The organism is Mesorhizobium sp. M0621, from assembly GCF_040320745.1.
Lineage (GTDB): Bacteria > Pseudomonadota > Alphaproteobacteria > Rhizobiales > Rhizobiaceae > Mesorhizobium.
On the sequence record NZ_JAMYQF010000001.1, the window covers coordinates 16,578 to 28,630 of the forward strand.

At 63.9% G+C, this 12,053-nt stretch carries 11 protein-coding genes; 10 read left to right on the forward strand and 1 reads right to left on the reverse strand.

What is annotated here, in order from left to right; translation table 11 throughout:
* Window positions 1-95: 95 nt before the first annotated feature.
* The 5 genes from obgE to NKI38_RS00120 all read left to right on the forward strand — a co-directional run bounded on the left by obgE (window position 96) and on the right by NKI38_RS00120 (window position 5,788).
* Window positions 96-1,127 carry a GTPase ObgE gene (gene obgE / locus NKI38_RS00100; RefSeq protein WP_352653800.1) on the forward strand — a complete coding sequence of 344 codons (1,032 nt, stop codon included), beginning with the start codon at window positions 96-98 and terminating at the stop codon, window positions 1,125-1,127.
* Window positions 1,128-1,131: 4 nt separating this feature from the next.
* The gene (gene proB / locus NKI38_RS00105) at window positions 1,132-2,304 is read left to right on the forward strand and encodes a glutamate 5-kinase (protein WP_352653802.1); all 1,173 of its coding nucleotides are present in this window, start codon (window positions 1,132-1,134) and stop codon (window positions 2,302-2,304) included.
* A gap of 3 nt (window positions 2,305-2,307) precedes the next feature.
* Window positions 2,308-3,594: a glutamate-5-semialdehyde dehydrogenase gene (locus tag NKI38_RS00110; protein ID WP_352653804.1), complete on the forward strand. Its 1,287-nt coding sequence runs from the start codon at window positions 2,308-2,310 to the stop codon at window positions 3,592-3,594.
* A 248-nt stretch (window positions 3,595-3,842) separates the two neighbouring features.
* A complete protein-coding gene (locus NKI38_RS00115) occupies window positions 3,843-4,430 on the forward strand; it encodes a nicotinate-nucleotide adenylyltransferase (RefSeq protein ID WP_352654210.1) in 588 nt (195 codons plus the stop codon).
* A 68-nt stretch (window positions 4,431-4,498) separates the two neighbouring features.
* Entirely contained in the window at window positions 4,499-5,788 is a 1,290-nt protein-coding gene (locus NKI38_RS00120; protein ID WP_352653806.1) for an MFS transporter, read from the forward strand.
* Between the two features lie 4 nt (window positions 5,789-5,792).
* Here the strand turns inward: NKI38_RS00120 and NKI38_RS00125 are convergent, their stop codons facing one another.
* Complete coding sequence (locus NKI38_RS00125; protein WP_352653807.1) at window positions 5,793-6,644, reverse strand: mechanosensitive ion channel family protein; 852 nt, start codon at window positions 6,642-6,644, stop codon at window positions 5,793-5,795.
* Window positions 6,645-6,885: 241 nt separating this feature from the next.
* Here NKI38_RS00125 and rsfS point away from each other — a divergent pair, with 241 nt between their 5' ends.
* The 5 genes from rsfS (at window position 6,886) to NKI38_RS00150 (ending at window position 12,031) form a co-directional block, all read left to right on the forward strand.
* Entirely contained in the window at window positions 6,886-7,263 is a 378-nt protein-coding gene (rsfS, locus tag NKI38_RS00130) for a ribosome silencing factor (protein ID WP_352631923.1), read from the forward strand.
* A 56-nt stretch (window positions 7,264-7,319) separates the two neighbouring features.
* Entirely contained in the window at window positions 7,320-7,802 is a 483-nt protein-coding gene (gene rlmH / locus NKI38_RS00135) for a 23S rRNA (pseudouridine(1915)-N(3))-methyltransferase RlmH (RefSeq protein ID WP_352653809.1), read from the forward strand.
* A 179-nt stretch (window positions 7,803-7,981) separates the two neighbouring features.
* Window positions 7,982-9,319, forward strand: coding sequence for a murein hydrolase activator EnvC family protein (locus tag NKI38_RS00140; RefSeq protein WP_352653812.1), 1,338 nt, complete (start codon window positions 7,982-7,984; stop codon window positions 9,317-9,319).
* Window positions 9,320-10,651 carry a S41 family peptidase gene (locus NKI38_RS00145; protein WP_056586250.1) on the forward strand — a complete coding sequence of 444 codons (1,332 nt, stop codon included), beginning with the start codon at window positions 9,320-9,322 and terminating at the stop codon, window positions 10,649-10,651.
* Window positions 10,652-10,849: 198 nt separating this feature from the next.
* The gene (locus tag NKI38_RS00150; protein ID WP_352653813.1) at window positions 10,850-12,031 is read left to right on the forward strand and encodes a divergent polysaccharide deacetylase family protein; all 1,182 of its coding nucleotides are present in this window, start codon (window positions 10,850-10,852) and stop codon (window positions 12,029-12,031) included.
* The last annotated feature ends 22 nt before the right edge of the window (window positions 12,032-12,053 follow it).

Consider the following 12,053-nt stretch of genomic DNA (forward strand, 5'->3'; position numbering starts at 1 on the left):
ATAAAACGTCCTCGCCCTTCGCCGCGCCTTGGTTTAGAGCAAGGCCGAAGGTTTAGAGCAATGCCGCAAAGCCACTAGTAGAAACTGCGAATCCCATGAAATTTCTCGATCAAGCCAAAGTCTACATACGCTCCGGTGACGGCGGCGCCGGTTCGGTGTCGTTCCGGCGCGAAAAATTCATCGAGTTCGGCGGGCCGGATGGCGGCGATGGCGGCCGTGGCGGCGATGTCTGGCTGGAAGCGGTCAACGGGCTGAACACGCTGATCGACTACCGCTACCAGCAGCATTTCAAGGCCAAGACCGGCGTCCATGGCATGGGCCGCAACATGACCGGCGCCAAGGGTGCCGACGTCACGCTGAAAGTGCCGGCGGGAACGCAGGTGTTCGAAGAAGACAACGAGACGCTGATCTGCGACCTGACCGTGGTCGGCCAGCGCTTTCTGCTGGCCAAGGGCGGCAATGGCGGCTTCGGCAACCAGCATTTCAAGACCTCGACCAACCAGGCGCCGCGCCGCGCCAATCCCGGCCTGCCGGGCGAAGAGCTCAACATCTGGCTGCGGCTGAAGCTGATTGCCGATGCCGGGCTGGTCGGGCTGCCGAATGCCGGCAAGTCGACATTCCTCGCCGCCGTCACCGCGGCCAAGCCGAAGATCGCCGACTATCCGTTCACCACGCTGCATCCCGGTCTCGGCGTTGCCCGCATCGACGCGCGCGAGTTCGTCATCGCCGACATTCCGGGTCTCATCGAAGGCGCGCATGAGGGCGTCGGCATCGGCGACCGCTTCCTCGGCCATGTCGAGCGCACGCGCGTGCTGCTGCATCTGGTCTCGGCGCAGGAGGAAAATCCGGGCAAGGCCTACAAGACCGTGCGCGCCGAACTCGAGGCCTATGGCAACGGCCTGACCGACAAGGTCGAGATCGTAGCGCTTTCCCAGGTCGACACGCTCGACGCCGAGGCGCGCAAGAAGAAGGTCGCCTCGCTGAAGCGCGCCGCCGGGCGTGCGCCGATGCTGTTGTCGGCGGTCACCGGCGAGGGTGTCGAGGCGGTGCTGCGGGCGCTGATGGCGGTGGTGGGCGAGGCGCGTGCGGGGATCGCGGCTCCGGTCGAGACGCGCTGGGACAAGTGAGACGATGCAGTCGCTGAAAAAATATCGGCGCATCACCATCAAGATCGGCTCGGCGCTGCTCGTCGACCGCACGACGGGCCTGAAGCGCGACTGGCTGGCCTCGCTCGCCGACGATATTGCCGTGCTTGCCCAGGGTGGCGCTGAAATCCTCGTCGTCTCCTCTGGCGCCATCGCGCTTGGCCGCACCATCCTTGGCCTCGGCAAGCGGGCCTTGAAGCTGGAGGAAAGCCAGGCCGCGGCAGCCGTGGGGCAGATCGCGCTGGCCGGCGCCTGGTCGGATGCGCTTGGCAAGGGCAGCCTGAAATCGGGCCAGATCCTGCTGACGCTCGGCGACACCGAGGAGCGCCGCCGTTATCTCAACGCGCGGGCGACGATCTCGACGCTTTTGAAGATGAAGGCGGTGCCGGTCATCAACGAGAACGACACGGTCGCGACTTCCGAAATCCGCTACGGCGACAATGACCGGCTGGCGGCTCGCGTTGCCACGATGATGGGCGCCGACCTTTTGGTGCTGCTTTCCGACATTGACGGGCTCTACACGGCGCCGCCGGTGCGTGACCCCAAAGCAAAGTTCATTCCGGTGGTCGACCGGATCACGCCTGATATCGAGGCGATGGCGGGAGCCGCTGCTTCCGAATTGTCGCGCGGCGGCATGCGGACGAAGCTCGATGCCGGCAAGATCGCGACCGCCGCCGGCACCGCGATGATCATCACGTCGGGCACGCGGCTGTCGCCGCTGATGGCGATCGAACGCGGCGAGCGCGCCACCTTCTTCCGACCGAGTTCCAATCCGGTCAAGGGCTACAAGACCTGGATCGCCGGCCAGCTTGAACCGGCCGGCCGGCTGACGGTGGATGCCGGCGCCATTGGCGCGCTGTTGTCGGGCAAGTCGTTGCTGCCGGCCGGCGTCAAGCTGGTCAGCGGCAATTTCTCGCGCGGCGACACGGTGGCGATCCTGTCGCCCGAAGGCCGCGAGATCGCGCGCGGACTGGTTGCCTATGATGCCGCCGATGCCGTAAGGATCGCTGGCCTGAAGACGATCGAGATCGAAACCGTGCTCGGCTACGAGGCGCGTTCGGCGATGATCCACCGCGACGACCTTGTGGTGAGTCATTCTGGTGCCCAAGTAGGGGCTAGCGACCAAGTGCTGGCCGGTGGCGATGTAAGCGGAGGATAAGCCATGCTGAAACTGCATGAAAAATCCGGGGACGACACCATCGCGCTGATGGCCGATATCGGCCGCCGCGCCCGGGCTGCCGCCCGACCGCTGGCCATTGCCACGACCGCCGCCAAGAATGCCGCACTCCTCGCCATGGCCGAGGCGATCGTCGCCCGGGAGCAAGACATCCTCGACGCCAACACTATCGATGTCTCGAATGGCGAGGAATCAGGGCTTTCCGCCTCCTTCATGGACCGGTTGAAGCTCAATCCGGCGCGCATCCGCGCTATCGCCGAAGGCATCAGGGAAATCGCCGCGCTGCGCGATCCGGTCGGCGACGTGATCGCGCAATGGGACCGGCCGAACGGCTTGCATATCGAGCGCGTGCGCACGCCGCTCGGCGTCATCGGCGTCATCTATGAGAGCCGCCCGAACGTCACGGCGGATGCCGGCGCGCTCTGTCTCAAGGCCGGCAATCCGGTGATCCTGCGCGGTGGTTCGGATTCGCTCAATTCTTCGGCCGCCATCCATGCCTGCCTGGTCGAAGGGCTGAAGGAAGCCGGCCTGCCGGAAGACGCTATCCAGCTGGTGCCGACCACCGATCGCGCCGCCGTAGGCGAGATGCTGAAGGGCCTCGGCGGCACACTCGACGTCATCATCCCGCGCGGTGGCAAAAGCCTCGTCGGGCGGGTGCAGAACGAGGCGCGGGTGCCGGTTTTCGCCCATCTCGAAGGCATCTGCCATCTCTACATCGACCGCTCCGCCAAGCTCGACATGGCGGTACAGATCGCCGTCAACGCCAAGATGCGGCGTACCGGCGTTTGCGGCGCCGCCGAGACGCTGCTGATCGACCGTGCGGTTGCCTCCACGCATCTGGTGCCGATCCTCGACGCACTTCGCGCCGCCGGCTGCGAAATCCATGCCGATGCCGAAGTGCTGAAAGTGTTTTCCGACGCGAAGCCGGCCACTGATCTCGACTGGGTGACCGAATATCTCGACGCCATCATCGCGGTGAAGCTGGTCGACGGCATCGGTGGTGCGATCGAACACATCGAAACGTTCTCCTCGCATCACACGGAGGCGATCGTCGCCGAGGATGCGCAGGTCGTCGAAAAATTCTTCAACGAGATCGATTCGGCGATCCTGCTGCACAACGCCTCGACGCAGTTCGCCGACGGCGGCGAGTTCGGCATGGGCGCCGAGATCGGCATCGCCACCGGCAAGATGCATGCGCGCGGACCAGTTGGCGTCGAGCAGCTGACCTCGTTCAAATACCGCGTGCGCGGGTCTGGACAGGTGAGGCCTTGACGTCTTTCATCGATAGAGCTTGAGGCGGTTGCGCGCGTCTACCCCCCTCTGTCCTGCCGGACATCTCCCCCGCAAGGGGGGAGATTGGCCGACATTTCTGATTTCGCCAATCTTCAACGATGCGAGGTTTACACCTTCGCCGAAACTGCTCTCCCCCCTTGCGGGGGAGATGTCCGTCAGGACAGAGGGGGGTGCCTAGCACCATGCTGTGGTCCCTTCAGCCCGCAATCCCCTCCCACTATCTCAAAATGCCGCATGCCGAGAAAGGGCTGGCCGTCGGCCTGTTCGGCGGTTCGTTCAATCCGCCGCATGCAGGCCATGCGCTGGTCGCCGAAATCGCGCTGCGACGCCTGGCACTTGACCAGTTGTGGTGGATGGTGACGCCGGGCAACCCGCTGAAGAACACAGGCGAACTGGCGCCGTTGAGCGAGCGATTGCAACTCTCAGAGCAGATCGCCAAGAACCCGAAGATCAAGGTCACCGCTTTCGAGGCCGCCCATCACGTCCGCTACACCGCCGACACGCTGGCGCTGGTCAAGGCGCGCAACCCTGGTGTCGACTTCGTCTGGATCATGGGTGCGGATAGTTTGCGCGATTTCCATCGCTGGCAACGCTGGCGCGAAATCGTCATGACCTTCCCGATCGCCGTCATCGACCGGCCGGGAGCGACGCTGTCGTTCCTGTCCTCGGTCGTTGCCAAGACGTTCGACTATGCGCGCGTCGACGAAGGCGATGCGCCGAGGCTTGCCCGCATGAAGGCGCCGGCCTGGACCTTCATCCACGGCCCACGCTCGTCGCTGTCATCGAGCGCGATCCGCAAGCTGGCGAAGGGGTAAGACCGCTCGCCCGGTCATGTCGCTTTTATCGCTCCCTTTGCCTGTTTCGTGGGCGATCCTGAGCAGGCATGTCGATTCCCAGGAAAAACCGCGGCGAAGTCGAGCAGGGCACCGAGCCCACGCCGTTGATCGCGATTGCCAGCGTCATCGTGTCGATGGCACTGATCGCCGTCGGCAACGGGCTGATGTTCGCCTATATTCCGGTCCGGCTTGGCGCCGAGGGCTTCGATCCGACCTGGGCCGGGCTGATCATCACCGGGCTTTCGGCCGGCGGCCTCGCCGGCTGTATCCTGACCGGACCGCTGGTGCGAAGGGTTGGCCATGCCCGCGCCTTCATGGTGCTGTCGGCGCTGATCGCGCTGGCCAATGCCGCTGTCGGCGCCGGCCCGCATCCGCTGTTGTGGATCGCCGCCCGCGCGCTCTACGGCTTTGCCATATGCGGCCTGTTCATCGTCGCGCAGAGCTGGCTCAACGATGCCATTGCCAATGCCATCCGCGGCCGGGTGATGGCTTTCTTCTACGTTGCCTATGTCGCTGGGCTCGGCGTCGGCTACGCGACGCTGGCGCTGGTCGATATCAGGACGGCGGATGCACCGTTGATCGGTATCGTCTTCACCGCTTTGTCGATCCTTCCCGTCGGGATGACCCGGCTGGCCCAACCGCCCGCACCGCAGGCGGCCTCAGTGGCGCTCGGACGGGCCTGGCGGATTTCGCCCGTCGGCGTTGCCGGCATGCTGGCAGTCGGCGGCCTGTCGATGTCGATCGCGGGCTTCGCGCCGATCCATGCCACGGCCAAGGGCTACAGCCAGGCCGATGTGGCGTTGCTGCTTTCGGCGATGCCCGTCGGCACGCTGATCCTGCAGATCCCGCTTGGCTGGATTTCCGACCGCACCGACCGCCGCTATGTGCTGATCGCCGCATCCGCGCTCGCCATGGTCGCCGGCCTGTTCGCGCTTGGGCTCGATGGCGGCGCGCTGGCGGCGCTGGTGGTGATTTACATTATCTGGGATGGCGCCTCGGAATCGATCTATTCGCTTTCCAGCGCGCATGCCTCCGACCGTGCCGGCAAAGAGGACATGGTGGCGCTGTCCAGTTCGCTGCTGTTTGCCTGGTCGCTTTCGGGCTTCATCGTGCCCGGCATCGTGACGGCGCTCTCGGCCGCCTTCGGGACGCAGACCTTCATTTATGTGGCGATCCTCATTGCCGCTGCCTTCTGCCTGTTCGTGCTCTTGCGCGTGTTCACGACGCGTCCGGTTCCCGCCGGTGAAACCGGCAGTTTCGCGCCGATGACGGCGCAGGCGCCACTGCCGGTCGAACTGGCCTTCGCGCCGGACGAGCAGGATCGGCGCAACGGCTAGCCGATCATTGCCGGCGAGCTTCCGGCGTCGGTGCTTCCGGCGGCGGCAGCGGGATCGATATGCCTTCCGAGTCGAATTGCTGCTTGGCACGCTTGGTGAGGTCGGTCTGGGCGGCGAAGAAATCCGCCGAGGATGTCCAGTAGCGCAAGGCAATCGACACGGTGCTGTCGCCCAACGTCGCGACGAAAGCGATCGGCGCCGGCTCACGTTTCACCCGCCGGTCGGCGGTGGCAATGGCGAGCAAAGTCTTCTGGGCGCGGTCGATGTCGTTCCAGGAGCCGATGGAGAGCGTAATGTCGGCGCGGCGCACACCGTTGCGGGTGAAGTTTCGCACCGGCTGATTCCACAGCGTCGAATTGGGCGCCAGGATATAGACGCCTTCGGCGGTCCTGAGCTTGGTCGCGAACAGGCCGATCTCCTCGATCGTGCCGGCAATCGAACCGACCTCGACGGATTCGCCGATGCGGAACGGCCGCAGCGCCAGAAGCATGATGCCGGCGGCAATGTTCTGCAGCGTGCCTTGCAAAGCCAGGCCGATGGCAAGGCCGATGGCGCCGATGGCAGCAATGATCGACGCCGTCTGCACGCCGAATTGGCCAAGCACCATGATGGTGACGAGGATCAGGATGGCGTAGCGGACGATCTTGGAAAAGAAATGCCGCAACGTTGCGTCGAAACCGTGGATATGGCCGAGACCGACGAAGATCGAACGTTCGGCAAGCCCGGCGATGATGTAGCCGACAACCAAAAGGATGACGGCGCCGATGGCCGAGAAAGAGTATGAAACGATCAGCGTGCTCAGTTGCGCGAGGCCAGCCTGAACGGTGGCAAGGGTGTTTTGCGGGTCGATCGGCATGGTGAAAATCCGGTTGGTCGGTGAGCCGATAACCCGTACGGGGAGCGAGGGTTCCGATCTTTTCCGACGTGCGGCGGAACCACAGGATCGAGAATACGTTCGTGCCAGGCAGGTGCCGTCTTGAAACTGTAAGGGAACTCTGCCTATCTAAGTGGCGTCACCTGCTTTTAAGGGTGATTTGGTTGTTCTTGCTGCGAAAGGAAATACACTGAGAACAGCACTGCGGAAGAAGGCCGATATCATGCCTTCGCCGGCCAGGATCAGCGTAGACGACGCCGTGTCCCGCGCCATCAAGACAGTCCTTGCCAGTCTGGAAGACTCCAAGGCCGAAAACATTGTCTCCATCGACATCCAGGGAAAATCGAGCCTCGGCGACTACATGGTCGTCGCTTCGGGTCGATCGCACCGTCATGTTGCGGCTGTCGCCGATCATCTTCTCAAAGCGCTCAAGGATGCCGGGCTCGGCACGGCGCGCGTTGAGGGGTTGGCAGGCGCCGACTGGGTCCTGATCGATTCGGGCGATATTATCGTCCATGTCTTCCGCCCCGAAGTCCGCGAATTCTACAATCTTGAAAAGATGTGGCAGGCGCCGGATCTCGAGGAAGAAACCCTCCACTAAGCCGCCTTTGTTTTGATGCATGTCATCGCATGCATTAGCGGCTTATAGGGGCGAGGATGAAGATATCAGTTCATGCCGTGGGCCGGATGAAAGCCGGCCCCGAGAAGTTGCTCGCCGACCGCTATTTCGAGCGTTTCGCCAAGAGCGGCCCTGCGGTGGGACTCGAATTCGCCGGCATTGCCGAGATCGCCGAAGGTCGCGGCCAGACCGCCAACGAGCGGCGGCGTGAGGAAGGCCAGAAGCTGCAGATGCAATTGCAGCCCGGCACCGCGCTGATCCTGCTCGACGAACGCGGCAAAAGCTTTTCCTCGGAAGATTTCGCCGGGCGCCTCGGCGTCTTGCGTGACGGTGGCCGCAAGGCGCTGATCATCGCCATCGGCGGCGCCGACGGCCACGACCAGTCGCTGCGCGATCAGGCCGAATTGGTGATGTCGTTCGGATTGCTGACCTGGCCGCATCAATTGGTGCGGGTGATGCTGGGAGAGCAGCTCTATCGGGCGGCAACCATCCTTTCGGGACATCCCTATCATCGCTCGTAAACCGGTGAATTGGCGCGACTCACGCGGATTTCCGCCCCAATGCCGTGCAAGACTGGCTTTTGGTATTATGCATGTCGCATTCCGGGACCTGACCACTTCGGGCGGCATGCATTCGGAAACGGGCCTTTCAAACATGGTTGATGGTTCGTTAACGAAGCCGCAGATAGAGTCGACACCGAATGTCTGAAGGCTGGAAATCGAGAACGGGCTCATGGCGCGCGCGCTGCGGCATCGCGGCGGCGGTGCTTGTCCTGTCGCTGCATGCGGGGCAGGCCGAAAATACGCTCGACATGGCTCCTGATCCGGACCAGAGCCGGGCGGAATACGAGCAGGTCTCGAAGGAGATCACGCTGTCGTCGGAACGGTTGGCGAAGCTTTCCGCCGACATCGCGACCATCAAGAAGGATCACGCCTCGATCACCGCCGCCCTGATCCAGTCGGCGATGACCGAGCAGAAGCTTGGCCAGGACATCGAGGACATCGGCGCCAGGCTGGAAGGGCTGAAGGGTCAGGAACAGAAGATACGCGCCTCGCTCGCGGCGCGACGCGACGTGCTGGCCGAAGTGCTGGGCGCGCTGCAGCGCATGGGGCTGAACCCGCCGCCGGCGATCCTGGTCAAGCCCGAGGACGCGTTGTCGTCGGTGCGCAGTGCCATCCTGCTCGGCGCGGTGGTGCCGGAATTGCGTCAGCAGACCGATATCCTGCTCGCCGATCTCAAGGAGCAGACCAAGGTCACGGCCTCGATCGAGGCCGAGCGAGCACGGCTGACGGCGGTGGTCGGCGACCAGGCGGCGGAAAAAAAACGACTCGGCATGCTGCTGGAAGCCAAGCAGAAGCTCGAAGCCGACACGCAAACGCAAATGGCCGCTGAAAAGCAGCGATCCGAGGCGCTGGCGGCCAAGGCCGGCAGCCTGAAGGAATTGATCGCGTCCCTCGAAGCACAAGCCGACAAGACCCGCAAGGCTGCCGATGCGGCCAAGGCCGCCGAGCAGAAGACGGCGGACAGCGACAAGACGTCAACGCCGACGGAACTGGCGTCGCTGCCGGTGCCGGAAGGCAACCAGCTTGCGGCCGCAGCGCCTTTTTCAGCGCTGCAGGGACAGATCGCGCTACCGGTGACCGGCCGCATCAAACGGCGATTCGGCGCCGATGACGGTAACGGCGCGGTGATGCTTGGCGACATGGTTGCGACACAATCGGGAGCCATCGTTACCGCGCCGGCGGATGGGAATGTGCTTTATGCGGGGCCGTTTCGCTCTTATGGTCAACTCTTGATCCTGAACGCAGGCGACGGCTATCATGTCGTTTTGGCGGGGATGAGCAGAATCAGCGTCGCAACCGGTCAATCAGTGCTCGCAGGAGAGCCGGTCGGCGCGATGGGAGAGGCCAGGGTGGCGAGCACCTCGGTTTCGAAGAATGGAAATGCCACGTCGGAACTCTATGTGGAGTTTCGCAAGGATGGAAAACCCGTCGATCCGACCCCATGGTGGGCGGACCGTTTTTCTGGAAGGACGTGAATAATGCGGAAACTGTCGCTTCTGTTTGCCGGTGCGCTGATGGGCGCCTCCGCCATGAGCCTTGTTTATGGCACGCCCGGCTCGGCGGCGAACGCTGCAGGGTCGGAGACCTACAAGCAATTGGCGATCTTCGGCGATATCTTCGAGCGGGTGCGGGCACAGTATGTCACACCGCCCGACGACAAGTCGCTGGTCGAGAACGCCATCAACGGCATGCTTGCCTCGCTTGACCCGCACTCCTCCTACATGAACGCCGAGCAGGCGCAGGATATGCGCGTCCAGACCAAGGGCGAGTTCGGCGGCCTCGGCATCGAGGTCACCATGGAGAACGATTTGGTCAAGGTCATCACGCCGATCGACGATACGCCGGCCGCCAAGGCAGGCGTGCTGGCCGGCGACTATATCGCCAAGATCGACGGTGAAGAGGTTCGCGGCCTGACCCTCAATGACGCGGTCGACAAGATGCGCGGCCTGGTCAACACGCCGATCAAGCTGACCATCCTGCGCCAGGGCGCCGACAAGCCGATCGAACTGACGGTCGTGCGCGACATCATCAAGGTCAAGGCGGTCAAGTTCCGGGTCGAAAACGACATCGGCTACATGAAGATCACCTCCTTCACCGAAAAGACCTATGACGACCTCGAGAACGCTATCGACACCATCAAGAAGCAGGTGCCGGACGACAAGCTCAAGGGCTACGTTCTGGATCTGCGCCTCAATCCGGGTGGTCTGCTCGACCAGGCGGTGAGCGTGTCCGATGCCTTCCTCAACCGCGGCGAGATCGTCTCGACGCGCGGCCGCGATCCCAAGGACGTCACTCGCTTCGACGCCAAGCCAAAGCAGGTCGACGACATCAACGGCAAGCCGATGATCGTTCTGGTCAATGGCGGTTCGGCCAGCGCGTCGGAGATCGTCGCCGGCGCGCTGCAGGATCTGCGCCGCGTCACGGTGGTCGGCACGCAGTCCTTCGGCAAAGGTTCGGTGCAGACCATCATTCCGCTCGGCGAGAATGGCGCGCTCAGGCTGACGACGGCGCTCTATTACACGCCGTCCGGCAAGTCGATCCAGGGCAAGGGCATCACGCCCGACATCAAGGTCGACCAGCCATTGCCGCCGGAACTGCAGGGCAGGGACCTGACGCGCGGCGAATCCGATCTCAAGGGCCATATCAAGGGCGCCGACGAGAGCACGACCGGTTCGGGCTCGGCGGCCTATGTACCGCCGGATCCGAAGGACGATCTGCAGCTCATCTATGCCGAGCAGCTGCTGCGCGGCCAGAAGACCGATCCGTCCTTCCCGCCCAATCCGCAGAAGGCCGTTCTCAACCAGTAGCGGTGGGCCGGACAAGTAGGTCTGGCCGCCCGATGGAAGCAATGCGAAGCTGCCGGGACCGAAAGGTTCCGGCAGTTTGATTCGGGGGCAAGGCAAAACCCCAAACACGGCGCCACGGGTGCGCCAGGATTGATGAATTCGCGCATGTCTTTTCGAAGCGGTTTCGTCTTCGAAGCTGATGCGCCCGGGGATTAGGGCTTGGCTGATATGGGCAAGGACATCGAACGCCCGCTCGGACAGGCTGTCCGGTCGCCGCGCGCCGCCGGCAAGATCAGCGGCGGCACGGTCTTGGCGGCCTTGGCCGCGCTGGCTGTGGTCGGCGTCTCCGGCGCGATCGCGCTCAGGGAAAAGCCGTTTCGAAAGCCGCAAGAAGTTGCCGTTTCGACACCGAAAGTAGCTGCGGCGGCCGAACCCGCTGCCATGCCGGCCGCACTAGCCCCGGTGGCGACGCCAAAGCCGGAGACGCCGGCAGAGACAGGCGGGCCGCAGATCATCCACGTACAGACGGAAGCGGGCGATGGCCCGCCCAAGGCGGCGATCGTCATTCGCGACCCATCGACCATCGGCCAGAACCTGAAGATCGCGCATATTCCCGACAAGGCGCTGATCGAAGCCAGCGAAACCGGGCCTTTGCCTGTGCGCGGGGCTGACGGTCTGCGGCCGTTCGACGTCTATGCGCGGCCCTGGTCCGGCGGGCGTGGGGCGCGGGTGGCGATCGTCATTGGCGGGCTTTCGGTTTCGCAGACAGGCACCCAGGCGGCCATCGCCAAGCTGCCGGCGGAAGTGACACTGGCTTTCGCGCCGCAAGGCAACAGCATCGGCCGCTGGATGCAGGCAGCCCGGCAACGCGGCCACGAGATCGTCATGCAGGTGCCGCTCGAACCGTTCGACTATCCAAACATCAATCCCGGCCGCAACACGCTGACGGTGGCGGCGAGCGCGGACGAGAATTTGAAGAACCTGCATTGGGCGCTGTCGCGGACGACCAACTACACCGGTGTCATGAACTACATGGGCGCGCGCTTTTCGGCCGACGCCGCCGCGATGGAGCCGTTCATGGCCGAACTCGGCAAACGCGGCCTCGCCTATATCGATGACGGATCGTCGGCGCGCAGCTTGGCGCCCGACCTGGCGCTGAAGGACGGCGTGCCCTTCGTCTCCGGCGACACGGCGATCGATGCGGTGCAGGACCGCGGCGAAATCCTGAAGAAACTCGACAGTCTCGAAGCGACCGCGCGGGCCAAAGGCACTGCCGTCGGCATCGGCTCGGCCTTCGACCTGACGGTCGACACCGTGTCGTCCTGGGTGGTTGAGGCCAAGAAGCGCGGCATCGAGATCGTGCCGGTTTCAGCGGTGGCCATTGACCCGCAAAAAGGCTAGCCACGTCCTGATTGGACGACGA